The organism is Ralstonia sp. RL (genome assembly GCF_001683835.1).
GTDB lineage: Bacteria > Pseudomonadota > Gammaproteobacteria > Burkholderiales > Burkholderiaceae > Ralstonia > Ralstonia mannitolilytica.
Map to the genome: position 1 here is coordinate 21016 of NZ_LWRX01000133.1, position 18551 is coordinate 39566.

The 18551-nt window shown below is 70.0% G+C and carries 16 protein-coding genes; 12 read left to right on the forward strand and 4 right to left on the reverse strand.

The features are described from left to right. Positions 1 to 4 precede the first annotated feature (4 nt). Entirely contained in the window at positions 5 to 343 is a 339-nt protein-coding gene (locus tag A6M56_RS12850) for a cytochrome C oxidase subunit IV family protein (RefSeq protein WP_045218928.1), read from the forward strand. A gap of 12 nt (positions 344 to 355) precedes the next feature. On the opposite strand, the gene A6M56_RS12855 is transcribed toward A6M56_RS12850, so the two are convergent. Next, entirely contained in the window at positions 356 to 1591 is a 1236-nt protein-coding gene (locus A6M56_RS12855) for a cystathionine gamma-synthase family protein (RefSeq protein ID WP_045220328.1), read from the reverse strand. A 149-nt stretch (positions 1592 to 1740) separates the two neighbouring features. Between A6M56_RS12855 and A6M56_RS12860 the strand changes: the two genes are divergently transcribed. The 11 genes from A6M56_RS12860 to A6M56_RS12910 all read left to right on the forward strand — a co-directional run bounded on the left by A6M56_RS12860 (position 1741) and on the right by A6M56_RS12910 (position 15570). Beyond that, positions 1741 to 4710: an ATP-binding cassette domain-containing protein gene (locus tag A6M56_RS12860; RefSeq protein ID WP_286758153.1), complete on the forward strand. Its 2970-nt coding sequence runs from the start codon at positions 1741 to 1743 to the stop codon at positions 4708 to 4710. Between the two features lie 119 nt (positions 4711 to 4829). After that, positions 4830 to 5264, forward strand: coding sequence for a hypothetical protein (locus A6M56_RS12865; protein ID WP_233902563.1), 435 nt, complete (start codon positions 4830 to 4832; stop codon positions 5262 to 5264). Between the two features lie 326 nt (positions 5265 to 5590). Then, positions 5591 to 6904, forward strand: a complete 1314-nt coding sequence (locus A6M56_RS12870) for a glycosyltransferase (protein WP_062738040.1) — start codon at positions 5591 to 5593, stop codon at positions 6902 to 6904. A gap of 49 nt (positions 6905 to 6953) precedes the next feature. Continuing rightward, positions 6954 to 7715: an SDR family oxidoreductase gene (locus A6M56_RS12875; RefSeq protein WP_102079215.1), complete on the forward strand. Its 762-nt coding sequence runs from the start codon at positions 6954 to 6956 to the stop codon at positions 7713 to 7715. Further along, the gene (locus tag A6M56_RS12880) at positions 7706 to 8320 is read left to right on the forward strand and encodes a D-glycero-alpha-D-manno-heptose-1,7-bisphosphate 7-phosphatase (protein WP_045218937.1); all 615 of its coding nucleotides are present in this window, start codon (positions 7706 to 7708) and stop codon (positions 8318 to 8320) included. The genes A6M56_RS12875 and A6M56_RS12880 overlap by 10 nt, the downstream gene beginning before the upstream one ends. Next, positions 8317 to 9510, forward strand: coding sequence for a lipopolysaccharide heptosyltransferase II (gene waaF / locus A6M56_RS12885; RefSeq protein ID WP_062738037.1), 1194 nt, complete (start codon positions 8317 to 8319; stop codon positions 9508 to 9510). The genes A6M56_RS12880 and waaF overlap by 4 nt, the downstream gene beginning before the upstream one ends. Positions 9511 to 9550: 40 nt before the next feature. After that, positions 9551 to 11371 (forward strand): carbamoyltransferase family protein, encoded by a 1821-nt coding sequence (locus tag A6M56_RS12890; protein WP_045218942.1) that lies wholly within the window; start codon positions 9551 to 9553, stop codon positions 11369 to 11371. After that, on the forward strand, positions 11368 to 12405 hold the full coding sequence (locus tag A6M56_RS12895; RefSeq protein ID WP_102079214.1) for a glycosyltransferase family 2 protein: 1038 nt from the start codon (positions 11368 to 11370) through the stop codon (positions 12403 to 12405). The genes A6M56_RS12890 and A6M56_RS12895 overlap by 4 nt, the downstream gene beginning before the upstream one ends. Beyond that, on the forward strand, positions 12402 to 13562 hold the full coding sequence (locus A6M56_RS12900) for a glycosyltransferase family 9 protein (protein WP_045218945.1): 1161 nt from the start codon (positions 12402 to 12404) through the stop codon (positions 13560 to 13562). Before A6M56_RS12895 ends, A6M56_RS12900 begins: the two co-directional genes overlap by 4 nt. Beyond that, the gene (locus tag A6M56_RS12905; RefSeq protein ID WP_045218948.1) at positions 13559 to 14551 is read left to right on the forward strand and encodes a glycosyltransferase; all 993 of its coding nucleotides are present in this window, start codon (positions 13559 to 13561) and stop codon (positions 14549 to 14551) included. The genes A6M56_RS12900 and A6M56_RS12905 overlap by 4 nt, the downstream gene beginning before the upstream one ends. Beyond that, entirely contained in the window at positions 14548 to 15570 is a 1023-nt protein-coding gene (locus tag A6M56_RS12910) for a UDP-glucuronic acid decarboxylase family protein (protein ID WP_180964192.1), read from the forward strand. Before A6M56_RS12905 ends, A6M56_RS12910 begins: the two co-directional genes overlap by 4 nt. A 13-nt stretch (positions 15571 to 15583) precedes the next feature. Here A6M56_RS12910 and A6M56_RS12915 read toward each other — a convergent pair whose 3' ends face one another. From A6M56_RS12915 to A6M56_RS12925, 3 genes are read right to left on the reverse strand one after another with little or no spacing between them, the layout of a single operon-like run. Next, positions 15584 to 16507, reverse strand: coding sequence for a glycosyltransferase family 2 protein (locus A6M56_RS12915; RefSeq protein ID WP_045218950.1), 924 nt, complete (start codon positions 16505 to 16507; stop codon positions 15584 to 15586). Further along, positions 16491 to 17207 (reverse strand): PIG-L deacetylase family protein, encoded by a 717-nt coding sequence (locus A6M56_RS12920; RefSeq protein WP_045218952.1) that lies wholly within the window; start codon positions 17205 to 17207, stop codon positions 16491 to 16493. The genes A6M56_RS12915 and A6M56_RS12920 overlap by 17 nt, the downstream gene beginning before the upstream one ends. Continuing rightward, the gene (locus A6M56_RS12925) at positions 17204 to 18475 is read right to left on the reverse strand and encodes a zinc-dependent alcohol dehydrogenase (protein ID WP_102079460.1); all 1272 of its coding nucleotides are present in this window, start codon (positions 18473 to 18475) and stop codon (positions 17204 to 17206) included. The genes A6M56_RS12920 and A6M56_RS12925 overlap by 4 nt, the downstream gene beginning before the upstream one ends. Positions 18476 to 18551: the final 76 nt, after the last annotated feature.

The window sequence follows — 18551 nt, forward strand, 5'->3', positions numbered from 1 at the left end:
TGTCATGGACCACACCGAACCCGCTGGCACCCACGCCCCGCACGGCCAGCATCATTCCATCGGGGTGTACCTCAAGATCTGGGGGCTGCTGTTCGTGCTCAGCACGCTGTCGTACCTGGTCGACTACTTTCGCGTGGCAGGGCTCACGCGCTGGGTGCTCATCGTCGTGCTGATGATCGCCAAGGCGGGGCTGATCGTCTCGGTGTTCATGCACATGATGTGGGAGCGGCTGGCGCTGGTGTACGCCATCCTGCTGCCGCCCCTGGCGCTGCTGGTGCTGATGGTGCTGATGGCCGCGGAAGCCGGCCACACCTTCGGCACGCGCCTGCTGTTCTTCCACTGAGCCGGGGCGCCGTCAGGCGATGGAGGTCGCGTCCAGCGCCTGCGTGAAGTCGGCCAGCAGGTCGGCCTCGTCTTCGATGCCGACCGACACGCGCACGAGCGAATCGGCAATGCCCATCGAGGCGCGACGCTCGGCGCCCATTTCCCAGTAGATCGTCGGCGCCACGGGGATCACCAGCGTGCGCGTATCGCCGAGGTGCGTGGCGCGCACGGCATAGCGAAGACGGTTGAGCATGTCGATGTAATCCGCGCCGTCCACGAGTTCGAAGCTGAGCAGGCCGCCATAGCGGCGGAACAGTTCGGTGGCGCGGGTGTGCTCCGGGTGCTCAGGCAGGCCGGGGTAGTAGACGCGCGCCACCTTCGGATGGGCCGCCAGCGTGCGTGCCAACGCCAGCGCGTTGCTGCAGGTGCGGTCCACGCGCAGGGCCATCGTTTCGGCGCCCACGGCAATGCGGTGCGCCGCATCGGCAATCAGCGTGGCGCCCTGGTCGCGCAGGCCCTTCTTGCGGATCTGCTGGATGCCCTGCATCTCGGGCTTGACCTTGCGATACGCCGGGAAGATGTTCGGATACGCCGCCCAGTCGAACAGCCCCGTATCGACCACCGCGCCGCCCAGCGCGTTGCCGTGTCCGCCGATGTACTTCGACAGCGAATGCACAACGAGGCTCGCGTGCACATCGCGCCCGCGGAACAGCCACGGCGAGGTCATCGTGCTGTCCACCACATACAGCAGACCCCGCTCCTTGCAGAGCGCGCCGATGCCCTTGAGGTCGGCCACCTGCGTGCGCGGGTTGGCGATGGTTTCCACGAAGACGAGGCGCGTGTTCGGTTGCACGGCGTCGGCCACGGCCTGGGCAGACGTGGCATCGACAAACGTGACTTGCACGCCCAGGTTCCGCAATGTCTCGAACACGCTGTTGGTGTTGCCGAACAGGAAGGCGCTGGACACCACGTGGTCGCCCGCGCGCAGCAGCGTCGAGAACACCGCCGCGATGGCCGCCATGCCGGTGGCAAAGCAGGCGGTGGCCAGGCCCTCTTCCATCAGCGTGATCTTCGCCTCGAGGGCGGCGGTGGTCGGGTTGCCCTGGCGCGCGTAGGTATAGCCGGGCTTGCCCTGGAACACCTCGATCAGCTCTTGCGTGGTGGAGTAGCCGTACGTCGTCGACGTGTGCAGCGGCTTGTGGACGGCGTAGTGCTCGACGCCGGCTTCGCGGTCGGCGTGCAGGAGGGCGGTGGTCAGTCCGGTCATGGCGGGGGCAGCAGGAAACGGCAGAAAAGGCGGAAAGTCGGACATTATCGCGCGAATCGGGGGCCACCTGGGGCGCCGGGGCCTCGCGGCGTGGAACGTGGCTTGCGTCGCACGCTCGCGTTGCAAGAGTGTCCGGAGACTCACGACTGGTGACGAATGCATCGCCCCCCTCCCTGCCGAGCGCCAGCCTGCAGCAGCGCATTTTCGGCGCCCTGTGGCGGTCCATCTGGCGCTACCGCAAGCGCGTGCTCGCGGCGGTGGCGCTGCTGGTGCTGGCCAAGCTCTGCGCGGTGGGCGTGCCCATCGTGCTCAAGTGGATCGTCGACGGCTTTAGCGACGCCACGCGCGCGCGGGTGTTTCCCGCCTTCCTGCTGCTCGCCTATGCGGTGCTGCGCTTTGGCGGCACGCTGTTCGGCGAGTTGCGCGACATGGTGTTCTCGCGGGTGGCGCAGCCCACGGTGGCGGGCTTCATGGCGCAGGCGTTCGAGCACCTGCACCAGCTCGGACCGCGCTTTCATGCGAGCCGGCAGACCGGCGGGCTGATCCGCGACGTGGAGCGCGGCACCACCGGCATTGAATTCCTGCTCGGCGTGGCGCTTTTTACCATCCTGCCCACGCTGGTGGAAATCGGCTCCGTGCTCATCATCATGATGAGCCGCTACAGTGGGTGGTACCTCGTCACCATCCTGGTGACCTTCGCGGCCTACTGCACGGCCACCGTGCTCCTCACACGCCGGCGCGTGCGGCTGCAGCGGCAGATGAACGAGTTCGACTCGATGGCCGGCAGCCGCCTGCTCGACAGCATGCTCAACCACGAGGCGGTCAAGGTGTATACCAGCGAGCGCTTCGAGGCCCGCCGCTACCGCGACATCCTGCGCAAGCGCATCGACACGGCCGTGGCCAACCAGCGCGCGCTGTCCTTGCTGCACGTATCGCAGAGCGGCGTGATCGCGGGCGGGGTGGCCACCGTGATGCTGCTCGCTGGGCAGGACGTGACGCGCGGCGTGCTCTCCGTGGGCGACCTCGTGCTGATCAACGCGTACATCATCCAGGTCTGCCTGCCGCTCAATGCGCTCGGGTTCATGTTCCGCGAGGCGAAGGACGCCGCCATCAACGCCGAGCGCCTGTTCCACCTGCTCGACCAGCGCCCCGACGTGGCCGACATGCCGAACGCCGCCCCCTTGCGCGTGACGCATGGCGACGTGCACTTCGAGCACGTGGAATTCGGCTACGAGGCCGCGCGGCCGATCCTGCACGACCTGTCGCTGCACATCCCGGCCGGCCGCACGGTCGCAGTGGTGGGCGGCAGCGGCTCGGGCAAATCGACACTCGCGCGGCTGCTGCTGCGCTTCTACGACCCATGGTCCGGCCGCGTGTCGATCGACGGGCAGGACCTGCGCGTGGTCACGCAGGAGAGCGTGCGGCGCGCCATCGGCATCGTCCCCCAGGACACCATCCTCTTCAACAACACCATCGCCTACAACATTGCCTACGGCCGCGAAGGCGCCACCATGGCCGAGGTGATCGAGGCGGCACGGGCCGCTTACGTGCACGACTTCATCGCCGCGCTGCCCGAGGGCTACCAGACCATGGTCGGGGAGCGCGGACTCAAGCTCTCGGGCGGTGAAAAGCAGCGCATCGCCATTGCGCGCGCGCTCTTGAAGAACCCGTCGATCCTGATCTTCGACGAGGCCACCTCTGCGCTGGACACGCGCTCAGAGCGGGCCATCCAGCGCGAGCTCGACCGGCTGTCTGCGCACCGCACGACGCTGGTGATCGCGCACCGGCTGTCGACCGTGGTGGACGCGCACGAGATCGTGGTGCTCGAGAAAGGCCGCATCGTGGAACGCGGCCGCCACACCGACCTGCTCGCCGCGGGCGGCGTCTACGCGCAGCTCTGGACGCTGCAGCGCCAACAGTCCGACCTCGAACAGGCCCAGCACCGGCTCGCGCAGCAGCCGATCAACCTGGTGGCGCTGGTGGTCAGCGTGCTCGACGGGCTGCGCGAAGCCATCGACGCGCGCCGCATCACCGTGTATTCGGTCATCCGGTCGGAGACGCCAAGCATCACCGGCGACCCGAGCCGGCTGCAGGGCATCGTGGGCGATGTGCTGACCCACGCGGTGCTCGCCAGCCAGCCGGGCAGCCGTGTGGAAATCGTGCTCGAACGCGTGGAGGCCATGGCGCAACTGCGCGTGACCGACACGATCCCCGTCCCGGCGGCGGCGCAGGCAGCCATCCCGAGCGCGTCCCAACCCGGGCCACCCGAAGTGCCGGAGCCCGAAACTGCGCGCGTCGCCCTGGGCGGGCCCGCTGCGCCCACCCCCGAGCCCTTCGACATGCTGGACCCCGTCGAGCCGCTCGCGCCGCTGCGGCAGCCCGCCAGCCCGTTCGACACCGAACCCGGCGAAGCCACCGTCAAGACGGCCACCCCCACGCTCGACCCGCTGTGGATTCGCTCGGTGGTGGAACAGCACGGCGGGCGGTTTGCGGTGGTGCCGCTTTCGCATGGCGGTGGCACGACATACGTGATGGATTTCCCGATCCGCGCCGTTGCGCCGCTGCCTGCCCTGCCCGACGAAGCCGAAGTCATACCGGGGCTGGAGCGCCCGCCCGAGCCCGCACATGCGCCGCTGCCGTCGACCGACGCGCTGGCCGGCGTGCACGTGCTGATCGTCGACGACCAGGAAGACGCGCGCGAGATGCTGCAGCTGCTGCTGGAAGATTACGGCGCCACCGTCACCGCTTATGGCAGCGCAAGGCTGGCACTCTCCGCCCTGCGCGCGGCGCCGAGCAGTTCGTGGCCCGACGTGCTCGTCTCCGACATCGCCCTGGGCGACGACGAGGACGGCTACACCCTGCTGCGCGAGGTGCGCCTGCTCGAGACCCAGCGCGACATGCCGCTCGATGCACGGCTGCCTGCCGTCGCGCTGTCCGGCTATGCGCGGCCCGAAGACCGCACGCGCGCGCTGCTGGCCGGCTTCCAGCTTCACCTGGCCAAGCCGACGGAGCGCGGCGAACTGGTCACCGCCATCCTCAGTGTCGTCCGTGCGCGCCGCGCACCCGCGCGTGTGGCGCATGCCCCCATCTCATCCCATCGTACGCAGGAGTCTTCATGAGCATGCTGGCCGATTTTGATCCTTCCACCGCTTCCGGCACCCGGGCCGACGCCCCGGCCGGCGCCCAGCCGCAGACGTCTTACTTTGCCGGACCCGACGCGGCACGCCGCGCCGTGGAGATGGCGCTGCCGCTCATCACGCAGGCCATGACACGGCCGCAGGAAGTGGGCGACAGCGGCTTCCTGCACATCGTGGTGATGGACCCGGCACGCTCGCCCGCCGATTGCAGCTTCGACGAGGCTGTGCTGCACGAACACTCGGTGGGCGACCGCACCCGCTGGGATGCGGACTACGCTGCATACGCGCGGGCCAAGGCGCGCCTGGCGTGGCAGCACGGCATGAGCACGCACGCCCTGCAGGCGCTGCGCCCGCATGTGCTGCGCGCCGGTGACACCAACCTGTGGGGCAGCGCGGTGCTCGACGGCATCGTGGTGGGGGTGAGCGGCGCGTTGCCGTTCTATGACGAAGCGTTCGCGCATGTGGTGGCCGCGTGCCTGCGCGCCATCGCCAAGCAGGCTGCCGCGGCCTCGGCCGGCACACTGCGCCTCGCGTGAGCCCCGCCTGCACCTGGCAAGCGTGATGCCGTCGCCGCTGCGATTCTCCTTGTCGGCCGCGTAAGAATTACGAGCACCGCGCGCCGGCCCCACGCGTCAAACACCGCAGCGGTGCGTCGCGCCCGTGCCCCTGCGGCGCCGCGCGGCACGCTGCAAACGCTTGTCCGGACAAGCGAAAAGCGGTTCTCCTCCTCGCCGTTCGCTTCCGGCATCGATGCACGCACCAGCACAAGGTGGCGACCGTGGCACGCGGGCTGCTGAGGGCATCGCACGTGGCCTGGACCACCAGATCGCCCCCACATCGCCACGACATGAGGAGAACCGACATGCGTATCGCCATGGTCAGTGAACACGCTTCGCCACTCGCCGATCTGGGCGGCGTGGACTGCGGCGGACAGAACGTCTATGTGCGCCACGTGGCGCGGCAGCTGGCCCGGCTGGGCCACCAGGTCGACGTCTTCACACGGCGCGAACGGCCTTCGGAGCCCGAGATCGTGCCGTTCGACGCGGGATGCCGCGTCATCCACGTGCCGGCCGGCCCCGCCGCCGTCCTGCCCAAGGAAGCGCTGCTGCCGCACATGCACGCGTTTGGCCGCTACCTGCTGAATCAGTGCGCACGCGCCCACGCGGCCGGCAACGGTTATGACGTGATCCATGCCAACTTCTTCATGTCGGGGCTTGCGTCGCTGGCCGCCGCGGCGCGGCTGCGGCTGCCGCTCGTGATGACGTTCCACGCGCTGGGCCGCGTGCGCCGGCTGCACCAGGGCAGCGCGGACGGGTTCCCGGATGCGCGCTTCACGATCGAAGACACGCTCGTGCAGCGCGCCGAGCGCATCATCGCCGAGTGCCCGCAGGACCAGACCGACCTGGAAACGCTCTACCACGCACGGCCCGAGCGGATCGACGTGGTGCCGTGCGGCTTCGATGCGGCCGAGTTTGCGCCCATCGACCGCGCTCAGGCCCGGCACCAGCTCGGCGTGCCGGCCGACGCGTTCGTCGTCCTGCAGCTCGGGCGCATGGTGGCGCGCAAGGGCGTGGACAACGTCATCGAGGCCATCGGCAAGCTGCCGCCCGATGCGCGCAAGCGCGTGCGCCTGTACGTGGTGGGCGGCAACACCGTCACGCCCGACGTGGCCGCCACGCCGGAACTCGGCCGGCTGCAGGCCGTGGCCGCCGCAGCCGGCGTGACCGAGCAGACGGTATTCGTCGGCAAGCGCGGCCGTGCCGACCTGCGCGCGTGGTACAGCGCCTGCGATGTCTTCGTGAGCACGCCGTGGTACGAGCCGTTCGGCATCACGCCGGTGGAAGCCATGGCGTGCGGCCGCGCGGTGATCGGCGCCGACGTGGGCGGCATCCGTTCGACGGTGCGCCATGGCCGAACTGGCTTCCTCGTCCCGCCTAAAGACCCGCAGGCACTGGCCGCGCGGCTGCTGCAACTGATGGAACAGCCCGAGCTGTGCCGTGAGTTCGGCCAGGCCGGCCTGGTGCGCGCCCGCATGCTCTACACGTGGCTCGGGGTGGCCGGGCAACTGGAGAAGGCCTACCTGAAGGCCATCGACATGCGCGCCCGCGCCAACGCCCGGATGAACGGCACGCCTTCGGTCGCCAATGCCTCGGCGCTGGCGGGGCTTGCCGCCTGAACCGCCTTCCTCGCACTTCGCAATTCCTCGCACTTCGCAACACGCTCCCATGACCCAGACCGACTTGAATACCAACGCCAATACACCGCCCACGCTGCGCAACCACGTCATCGTCGTCACCGGCGCCGGACGCGGGCTGGGCGCCGCCATCAGCCGCGTGCTGTCTGCCGACGGCGCCACCGTAGTGGCCACCGACCTGGACGCCGCCAATGCCGAGCGCACCGCCACCGAGCTCATCGCCGAGGGCGGCCAGTCGCACGCCATTGCCCTGGATGTGGGCGACGAAGCGGCCGTGCGCGGCGCACTGGATGACGTGGTCGATCGCTTCGGGCGTATCGACGCGGTCATCAACAACGCGGCCATCGACATCACGCTGCCCATCGATGAACTGAACGTCGAAGACTGGGACCGCGTGGTGCGCACCAACCTGCGCGGCCCCTTCCTGCTCGCCAAGCACGCCAGCGCGCTGATGCGCAAGCGCGCCGGCGGGGCCATCGTCAACATTGCGTCCACCGCCTCGCGCCGCGCGTGGCCCAATGCGTCGGTCTATCACGCCACCAAGTGGGGGCTGCTCGGGCTGTCGCACGCTCTGCACGCCGAACTGCGCCCGCACGGTATCAAGGTGTCGGCCGTGATTGCCGGCGGCATGCGCACGCCGTTCCTGCTGGACCGCTTTCCCGACATCGACGTCAACAACCTGCAGGACCCGGCCAACGTGGCGGCGGCCGTGCGCTTCGTGCTGCTGCAGCCGGCTGAAACGGTGATCCCGGAAGTGATGGTGCTGCCGATGCGGGAGACGTCATGGCCGTGATGCTGGCGCCAGCGCGGCGGACGTTGCCTGCATCGGGTGCGGCGGTCTTCCTGGACAAGGACGGCACGCTGCTGCAGGACGTGCCCTACAACGTCGACCCCGCCCGCATTGCGCTGGCACCGGGCGCAGGCGACGGGCTGCGCATGCTGGCCCGCACCGGCCTGCCGCTGATCGTGGTCAGCAACCAGCCCGGCGTCGCGCTGGGCTACTTCCAGATCGAAGCGCTGGAGGCCGTGGCGCAACGCCTGGCCGAGCTGTTTGCGCAGCACGGCGCCACGCTTGGCGGCTTCTACTTCTGCCCGCACGCGCCGCTGCCCGATGGCAGCGCCGGCTGCGCATGCCGCAAGCCGCACGACGGGCTGCTGCGGCAGGCTGCCGATTCGCACGGCGTGACGCTCGAACACTCGTGGATGATCGGCGACATCCTCAACGACGTAGAGGCCGGCCGCCGCGCGGGCTGCCGCACCATCCTCATCGCCAACGGCAACGAAACGCACTGGCTGCCCGGGCCGATGCGCGTGCCCGACTACATCGTCGGGCGCTTCGACGAGGCCGCCGCCATTGTCATCGCCCAGCACGCGCGCCACGCGGAGGCCGTTGCATGAACGTGGCCGGCATCCCCGAGCGCCGCGCCGTGTGGGCCAACGCCGCCCGCATCCTGTGCGTGCGCCCCGACAACCTCGGCGACGTGGTGATGACCACGCCGGCCTTTCACGCGCTCAAGACAAGCGGCCCGGCCGACCGGCACCTCACGCTGCTGACCTCGCGCGCCGGGGCCATCGCCCAGCCGCACCTGAGCGACATCGACGACGTGATCGCCTGCGACGTGCCGTGGGCCAAGCATGCCAACGCCGCCGATGCCGAGCAGACGACCTCGCTCATCCGCACGCTGCGCGACGGTGCGTTCGACGCGGCCGTCATCTTTACGGTCCACACGCAGAACCCGCTGCCGGCCGCGATGCTGTGCTTCCTGGCGGGCATTCCGCTGCGCCTGGCGCACTGCCGCGAGAACCCGTATGCCCTGCTGACCGACTGGATTGCCGACGCCGATGCGCGCATCGCCGCCACGGCCCCCGGCGACGTGCGCCATGAAGTGCGCCGGCAGCTGGACCTCGTGGCGCAGGTCGTCGATACGCACGCGCACCTGCCGCAGCGCCTGCGCTTTACCGTGCGTGCGGCCGACCGCGATGCGGTGCGCGCCAAGCTTGCCGCCCATGGCATCGGCCCGCGGTCGCCGTGGATCGTGCTGCATCCCGGGGCGACCGCGGCATCGCGGCGGTATCCGCCCGAACGCTTTGCCCGCATCGCCAATGTGCTGGCGCAGCGCTACGACTGCCCGGTGCTCGTGACCGGCGCGCCGGGCGAGGCCGAGCTCGTGGCGCAGGTATGCGCACCGGGCCAGGCCGCTGGGCGGCGCGTGATCAACCTGGCCGGTGCGCTGGTGCTCGGCGAGCTGGCGGCGCTCATCGAAGGCGCGGCGCTGCTGGTGTCCAACAACAGCGGGCCGGTGCACCTGGCCGCCGCCACGCAGACGCCGGTGGTCGACCTCTACGCCCTCACCAACCCGCAGCACACGCCGTGGGCCGTGCCGCACGCGGTGCTCTCGCACGACGTGCCGTGCCGCTACTGCTACCGCAGCGTCTGCCCGCTCGGCCATCAGGCGTGCCTGACCGGCGTGACGGAAGACGAAGTCATCGCGGCAACGCACGCGCTGTGGCAGCCGACGCGCGTGGCGCAGGCCTTGTGGTCCGCACTTGCCTCACCGGGCTTGGCCGCACCCACACCGGTTGCCTGAGCCCTTTACCTTGTCCCACCACCGATTGCCGGAGCCCTGCATGGAAGCCAAACCGCTCTATACCCTCGGCATCAACGCGGCGTATCACGACTCGTCGGCCACGCTCGTGCGTGACGGCGTGGTGATCGCCGCGGCCGAAGACGAACGCTTCACGCACGTCAAGCACGCCAAGCGGCCGGTGCCGTTTTCCACCTGGCAGCTGCCGTATCACGCCATCGACTATTGCCTGGCCGAAGCCGGCATCGATCTGGCCCGTGTCGACCACGTCGCCTACTCGCTGGACCCGGCACTGCTGGCCGATCTGCAGGGGCAGACGCACATCGCCCTGCCGCTGCAGCCGTCGGCACAGACCGACCTGGCGCCCGGGACCGCGCCGTGGGACGCGCTGTTCCTGTCGTACGTGGTGAACGCGCCGCGCCAGCTGGCAGGCGGAGCACCGCACCACCTGCGCGCACGCTTCGCCAATGTCAGGCATGACGGGCCGTTCCGCTGGTCGTATGTCGAGCACCATCTCGCGCACGAGGCAAGCGCCTTCCTGGCCGCGCCGTTTGACGACTGCGCGGTGCTCACCATGGACGGCCGCGGCGAGCGCGCCACCACGTCGTACGGCCTGTTCCGCAACGGCGAGTACACGCGCCTGCAGCAGGTGGACCTGCCGCACTCGCTCGGTCTGCTCTATGAAGAGGTGACGGACTACCTCGGCTTCCTGCGCTCGTCCGACGAATACAAGGTGATGGCGCTGGCCTCGTACGGGCAGCCGCGCTACGTCGATGCCTTCCGCGAGATGGTGACGATCAGCGGCGACGGCCGCTACACCGTCGCGCCGCTGCGGCTGGAAGCGCGCTTCGGCCCGCCGCGCCAGCGTGGCGGCCCGATGGAGGCACGGCACTTCGACATCGCACGCTCGCTGCAGCAGGTGCTGGAAGAAACCGTGCTGACGATGACCCAGTGGCTGCATCAGGCCACCGGCGCGCGCAACCTCGCCATGGCGGGCGGCGTGGCGCTCAACTGCGTGATGAATGCGCGTGTGCGTGACCGCGGCCCGTTCGAGCAGGTATGGGTGCAACCCGCCGCCGGCGACGCGGGCACGTCGCTGGGTGCGGCGCTCTGGACCGACTACCAGGCGCGCGGCAACAAGCGGCGGCTCTGGAAGATGGACCACGCCTACCTCGGCCCCGCCTACAGCGACGAGGAGATCGAACAGTTCCTCACGTGGTCCAAGCTGCCGTTCGAGCGCCTGGACAACATCGCGGAACAGACCGCGGAGCTGCTCGCGCAGGGCCAGGTGATCGGCTGGTTCCAGGGCCGCATGGAGTTCGGCCCGCGTGCGCTGGGGGCGCGCTCCATCCTCGCCTCGCCCATCCCGCCCGACATGCAGGCACGCCTGAACGAGATCAAGGACCGTGAAGACTTCCGCCCTGTCGCCCCCGTGGTGATGGAAGAGCGCGCTGCCGACTGGTTTGTCGGTGCCCAGCAGCCCGCGCCCTTCATGCTGTTCGTCTTTGACGTGCGCGAAGACCGCGCCGCCCAGATCCCGGCCGTGCGCCACGTCGATGGCACCGCGCGCGTGCAGACGGTGAACCGCCGGCAGCATCCGCTGTATTACGACCTGCTCGCCGCCTTCGAAAAGCGCACCGGCGTGCCGATCCTCGTCAACACGTCGTTCAACACGCGCGGCGAGCCGATGGTCTGCAGCCCGCGCGATGCGGTGGAATCGTTCTGGACGTCGCCGCTCGATGCGCTGGTGATCGGCCCGTTCCTGCTGCGCAAGACACCGCGCGCAGGCGGCGCAGAGCAGGACGGCGCGGCCCGCGCCACTACCGGCGTGCGGCGCGTGCCCGGCCTGGCGGGGGTCGCATGAACCAGCCGTTGCCGTTTGATGTGTCGCAGGTGCCCTTGCGGCGGCGTGCGCCCGCCGTGTTGTCGGTCGTCATTGCGACATGGCGGCGACCGCAGATGCTGCAGCGCTGCCTCGATGGCCTGCTGGCCCAGACCTTTGATGCGCACCAGCTGGAGCTCGTGGTTGCCGACGACGGGCCGGACGACGAAACGCGCGCGGTCGTCGAGGCCTTTGCCGCCGCCGCGCCGGCCTGGCGCGTGCGCTACGTGCCCGTGCGCGAAACGCAGGGCCCCGCCGCAGCCCGCAATCGCGGCTGGCAGGCCGCCAGCGGCGACATCATCGCCTTCACCGACGACGACACCATCCCGGCGCCCACGTGGCTGGCCGAAGGCTGGCGCGTCATGACGGCGGCCGACGGCGGCACCGCGCCCGATGCCGCCACGGGCGCCATCCGCATGCCGCTGCCCGCGCAGCCGACCGATTACGAACGCGACGCCAGCGGCCTCACGCGCGCCGAGTTCGTCACCGCCAACTGCTTCGTGCGGCGCGCGATGCTCGAGCGCATCGGTGGCTTTGACGAACGCTTCCGGCTGGCCTGGCGCGAAGACTCCGACCTGCAGTTCCGCATCCTCGATGCGGGCGGGCACATCGCACAGGCGCCGAACGCGCTGATGCACCACCCGGTGCGGCCGGCGCCGTGGGGCGTGAGCGTGTCGCAGCAGCGCAAGGTGTTCTACGACGCGCTGCTCTACAAGAAGCATCCGCAGCGCTACCGCACGCGCATCCGGCCCGTGCCGCCGTGGCACTACTACGGCATGGGCGCCGCGGTGGTGGTGGCCGTTGCGGCGCTCGCGCTGGGACGGCCGTGGGTGGCGGCGGGGGCTGCGCTGCTCTGGCTGGCGCTCACGCTGCGCTTTGCAGCCATGCGCCTGCGGGGCACCACGCATTCGCCGCGGCACGTGCTGGAAATGCTGTGGACATCGATCGCCATCCCGCCGCTCGCGCTGTACTGGCGCCTGCGCGGTGCGTGGCACTTTCGGGTGTGGTTCCTATGACGCCGCCTGTCGAACTCCTGCGCGGCGCACGCCGCATCGCCGTGTTCCGGGCCTTGCAGCTTGGCGACATGCTGTGCGCGGTGCCCGCGCTGCGCGCGTTGCGGGCCGCTGCGCCGCACGCGCACATCACGCTCGTCGGCCTGCCGTGGGCGCGGCAGTTCCAGCAGCGATATGCCGATCTGCTGGACGACTTCGTGCCCTTCCCCGGCGGCAACGCGTTTCCTGAAGCCGGCCCCGCCGACACCGATGCCACGCAGGCGTTCTACGCCGACATGCAGGCGCGCCGGCTGGACGTGGCCATCCAGCTGCACGGCAGCGGCCCGCAATCGACGGAAGTCGTCCGGCGCTTCGGCGCACGGCAGGTCTTCGGCTTTCAGCCCGATGCGGCGACCGCGCGCCAGGCCGATCCGGCACTGCTGCCGTGGCCGACGCAGTTGCCCGAGGCCGAGCGCCTGCTGGCGTTGCTGACCTACCTGGGGGCTCCTGCGGTACCGGCCATCCCGGACTTTCCCCTGCGGCGCGAGGACTACGCCGAGGCGCTTGCGCTGCTGCGCCATCGCGCGCTCGACCGCGACCGCCTCGTCTGCCTGCATGCCGGCGCCCGCATGCCGTCACGCCGCTGGTGGCCCGAGCGCTTTGCCGCGGTGGCAGACACCTTGATCGTCAGCGGGTTTCACGTGGTGATGACCGGCGCGCCGTCCGAAGCCGAGCTGGTGGACGCCGTGCGCAGCCGCATGCGCCAGCGCGCGGCATCGGTCGTGGGGCAGACGTCGCTGGGCGGCTTGGCGGCGTTGCTGCGGCTGGCCCGGCTGCTCATCTGCAACGATACGGGCGTCTCGCACGTGGCGGCGGCCGTGCGCGCGCCGAGCATCGTGGTCGCGTGCGGCAGCGATGTGGCGCGCTGGGCCCCGGCAGACCGCATCCTGCATCGCGTGCTGGCGGCCGCGCCGCCGTGCCGGCCGTGCATGCACTGGACGTGCCCGACCCAGCATGAATGCGCGCGCGATGTGAGCGTGCGGCAGGTGCTCGACGCCGCCTATGGCGCGCTGTTCGACCCCGAGCTGGAACTGCGCACGTCGCCGCCGGCACCCACACGCGCCGCGTCGGCACCCATCCCGCCCTCCGCATCCAAGACATTCGGGAGCACCACGCCATGAAGCGGTCCACCGCACGACGCCTGCGCATTCTGACGTGGCATGTGCACGGCAACTACCTGTATTACCTCTCGCAGGTGCCGCACGATTTCTACCTCGTCACGCGTCCGCCTGACGCATCGGGCTGCGTGCCGCCCGGTTATGCCGGCAAGGTGGGCGCGCTGCCGTGGGGCGACAACGTTCATGAGGTGCCGTTCGATGCCGTGGCGGGCGAGCGGTTCGATGCCGTGCTGTTCCAGTCGCGGGTGCACTGGGAGCAGGACCGCCTCACGGTGCTGAGCCCCGCGCAGCGCGCCCTGCCGACGATCTATCTCGAACACGATCCGCCGCAGGAGCACCCCACCAACACGCGCCACTGGGTGCAGGATCCGAACGTGCTGCTGGTGCACGTGACGCCGTTCAACGCGCTGATGTGGGACAGCGGCATCACGCCCACGCGGGTGATCGAGCACGGCGTGCACCTGCCCGTGCCGGCGCGCTACAGCGGCGACCTGGCGCGCGGCATCGTGGTCGTCAACCACCTGGCCAGGCGCGGGCGCCGGCTCGGCGCCGACGTGTTCGACACGCTGCGCCGCCAGGTGCCGCTCGACCTGGTGGGCATGGGCGCCGAAGACGCCGGCGGCATCGGCGAGGTCGGCAACCTGCATCTGCCCGCGTTCTGCGCGCGCTACCGCTTCTTCTTCAACCCAATCCGCTACACCAGCCTGGGGCTGGCCGTGGTGGAAGCCATGACCATCGGCATGCCCATCGTGGGCCTGGCCACCACCGAGATGAGCACCGTCATCGACAGCGGCCACAACGGCTATGTCGACACGCGCCTCGATGCGCTGGCCGACGCCATGCACACGCTGCTGCACGATCCGGCTCTCGCCCGCCGCTGGGGCGACGCCGCACGCGACACCGCACGCCAGCGCTTCGGCATCGACCGCTTCGTGGCGGACTGGCTCGATGCGTTCGATGCGGTCATGGCGAATCGCCAGGAGGCAGCATGAGACACCACGGTGACCCGCACCATCCCGGCCATCCCGAGCCCCATCACCACTGGCGCGACCAGCGTCGCGTGCTGGTGACCGGCGGCGCGGGGTTCCTCGGCTCGCACCTGTGCGACCGCCTGCTGCGCGATGGGCATGACGTGCTGTGCGTCGACAACTTCTATACCGGCACCAAACGCAACATCGCGCACCTGCTCGGTCACCCGCGCTTCGAGGTGCTGCGCCACGATGTCACTTTCCCGCTCTACGTGGAAGTGGATGACATCTACAACCTCGCCTGCCCGGCCTCGCCCGTCCATTATCAGCACGACCCGGTGCAGACGACCAAGACCAGCGTGCACGGCGCCATCAACATGCTCGGGCTGGCCAAGCGGGTCGGCGCGCGCATCCTGCAGGCATCGACGAGCGAGGTGTATGGCGACCCGCGCGAACACCCGCAGACCGAGGCGTACTGGGGCAACGTCAACCCGATCGGCGTGCGCTCGTGCTACGACGAGGGCAAACGCTGCGCAGAGACGCTGTTCATGGACTACCGCCGCCAGCACGGCCTGGACGTGAAGGTGGCGCGCATCTTCAACACCTACGGCCCGCGCATGCACCCGAACGACGGGCGCGTCGTGTCCAACTTCATCATGCAGGCGCTCGCCGGCGAGCCCATCACGCTCTATGGCGACGGCCGCCAGACGCGCGCTTTCTGTTACGTCGATGACCTGATCGACGCCCTCGTCCGCCTCATGAACACGCCGCCCGACTTTGCCGGGCCGGTCAACCTCGGCAATCCGGTCGAGATGAGCATGCTGGAGATTGCGCGGCACATCGTGGCGTGCACGCGCTCGAATTCGGAACTCGTCTTCCGCCCGCTGCCGCAGGACGACCCCACGCAACGGTGCCCAGACATCACGCTCGCGCGTGAGAAGCTCGGCTGGGAGCCGTCTACCGCGCTGGAAGTGGGGCTCGCGCGCACGGTCGAATACTTCCGCCAGCAGTTCTTCCTGGCGCCGGCCCCCGTGCTTGCCTGAGACCTCGCGCGGGTCAGCCGATCGACAAGGTCGGGATGGCCTGGCGGCGCTGGCGGTCGGCGTCCATCTGCCGCCACAGCGCGGCCGTCGCGGGCTGCACGGTGTGCCGGCGCAGCAGCGCGCGCGGCAGGCGCACGAGCGCCGCTGGCAGCGCCTCGCCCAGCACACCCTGTTCGGCCATCGCACGCAGCGCCCGGCCGGTGACGCGCCAGGCGAGATCCTGCGGCAGCCGCAGCCATGCGGCCAGCAACTCGTTGCGCGTGAGCAGCGCGCGCCGCTGCATCACGTCGCGCACCGGCGAGGGGTTGTGGTGCGTGACCACCTCGCGGCAATAGACGATGCGCCAGCCGGCATCCACCAGGTCCAGCGCCAGCACGCTTTCCTCCCCGCCGATGAAGAGGTCGTGCCGGTACCCCCCTGCCTCGGTAAAGGCACGCGCGCGCACCACGCAGGCGCCTGCCATGAAGCCGAGCAGCGCCGGGCCCGGCAGGCCTTCGGAGGGCAGCGTGCTGGCCGCCATCGGCTCGCACGCCGGATCGTCCCGCCGCGTGGGGCCCACCACGACGTGCGCCGCCACCACCGCCACCGAGGGATACCGCTGCAGGACGTCCACGGCACGCGCGATGGAGCCCGGCAGCCACACCGTGTCGTCATCGCAGAACGCCACGTACGGTGTGTCGACCGACGCGACACCGAGGTTGCGGCCGGCGGCGCCATAGTTGCGCGGCGCGCGCACGAGCGTCACACCCGGAAAGCGGGCCGCGATCTGGTCGGCCGTGCCGTCGGTGGAGCCGTTGTCGACCACGACGATGGGCCACGGCTCGGCCAGGGCCGTGAGCTTGCCGAGCGTTTCCAGCACGGTGGCCGCACGGTTGTACGTGAGCACGACGATGGAGCACGGCACAGGCGCCGTGCGGGCGTCATCCAGTGGTTGCATGATCGGAATCTCCTTGTTCCAGCAGCCAGAAGCGCTCCGGCTGGTAGACGTCTTCGATACCGCCGGGGCCGAACGCGCGCAACTGGCTTGCATAGCAGGCGACGGCGCGCCGCTTCTGGCGGCCGTCCACGGCGCAGACCGGCGAGACCGGCGTGGTGACGATGCCGCGCTCGGCCAGGGCGACCAGGCGCGACTGCACGGCGCCGCGCCCGCGCCGGTACAGCGCGTCTTCGTAGCCGATCCACAACCGCTTCGGCAGCTTGGGCAGCATCAGCAGCGCCGCTTCGTGCACGAGGACGTGGTCGCTATGGAACAGCCCGAGCGGCACGAACACCGCCTCGGCGGAGTGACGCGCGACCAGCCGGTACAGTGCGCGCTCCAGCGCATCGAGGGCGGGCGTCTGCCCGTACTGGCTGTCGCAGAAGTCGAGGTGATGCACGGTGGCGCTCACCTGGGCGTGGGCCTGGGCATCCTCCTGCCGACGCACGGCGATGGCCTCGGTGGAATGGGCAAAGCCGGCCTGGGCGTCCCACTCCGTGGACATCGGGGTGTCGGGCGCGCCGCCGAACACCGTGGCGGTGTGGCTGCCATGGTGCGCGGCCAGGAGGTTGCCGCACGAGAAGATCGCGTCGTCAAAGTGCGGTGAGATCACCAGCACCGGCCCCAGACGCGCGACGCGATCGTGCAGTGCGCGGCTCATGCGCGGGACGCACCCGGTGCACGCGCGCCGTCGCCGGACTGCGGATCGAGCTTGACCTTGATCCACCCGGGCTGGCGCGTATCGAAAGCGCGGTAGGCGTCCAGCGCCGCGGCCATGGGCTCGCGCACCGACAGCACCGCCGCCGGGTCGATTGCGCCCGTGCGCACCAGCTCGACCAGCTTGGGCAGATAGCGGCGATGGTTGCAGTTGCCCATGCGCAGCGTGAGGTTCTTGTTCATCGCCATGCCGATCGGGAACGTCGTGTCGGTGGGCGGATACACGCCGATGATCGACAGCGTGCCCGCCTTGGCCAGCCCTTGCACGGCCCAGCGCAGCGCTTGCGACGGCGCATCGCCGGCCTGCCATGGCGCATTCTCGTTGGCGTCGGACACCGCGCCGGTGCCGCGCGCCTGCGGCGCGGTGGCCTTGCGTTCGGCGGCAAAGGCCTGCGTGGTCTTGTCGTCGGGCCGCGCCGGGCCGTGGTCGGCATGCTGAGCGTCCACGCCGACGGCGTCGATGGCGCAATCCACGCCGATGCCGCCGGTCAGCCGGCGCAGCGCCTGCACCGGGTCTTCACGCTCGAAGTCGATCACCTCGGCGCCCTGGGCGCGCGCCATGTCGAGCCGGTCCGGCACATGATCGATCGCGAAGATGCGCCCCGCCTGCATCAGCTTGGCCGAGGCGATCACGAACTGCCCCACCGGGCCCGCCCCGAACACGGCCACGGTGTGCCCCGGCTTGATGTTGGCCAGGTCGGCGCCGAAGTAGCCCGTGGGGAAGATGTCGGACAGCAGGATCGCCTGGTCGTCGCTCACCTCGTCGGGCAGCTTGACGAGGTTGACATGCGCGAAGGGCACGCGGGCCTTCTCGGCCTGCAGGCCGTCAAACCCGCCGGCGCCTTCGGGGCCACCGTAGAACGCCGTGCCGGCGAGGTGGCCGTGCGGATTGGCGACGTCACATTGCGCGGTGTAGCCCGCACGGCAGTACGCGCACGCCCCGCACGCAATGGTGGACGGAATCACCACACGGTCGCCCACCGACAGGTTGCGCACGTCCTCGCCGAGGGCCTCGACCACACCCACACCCTCGTGGCCAAGGATGCGCCCTTCCTTCACATCGGACATCGTGCCGCGCACGAAATGCAGGTCCGTCCCGCAGATGGCGCTAGCCGTCAGGCGCACGATGGCGTCGGTCGGCTCGCGCAGTGTCGGCTCGGGCACGTCTTCCAGACGGATGTCTCCGACGCCGTGAAATACGACAGCTTTCATGATGGACCCCTCGTTGGATGATTGGACGCTCATGACACGCAACTGCAGTGCCCGCGTCGCCTCGGGCGCAGCGAGG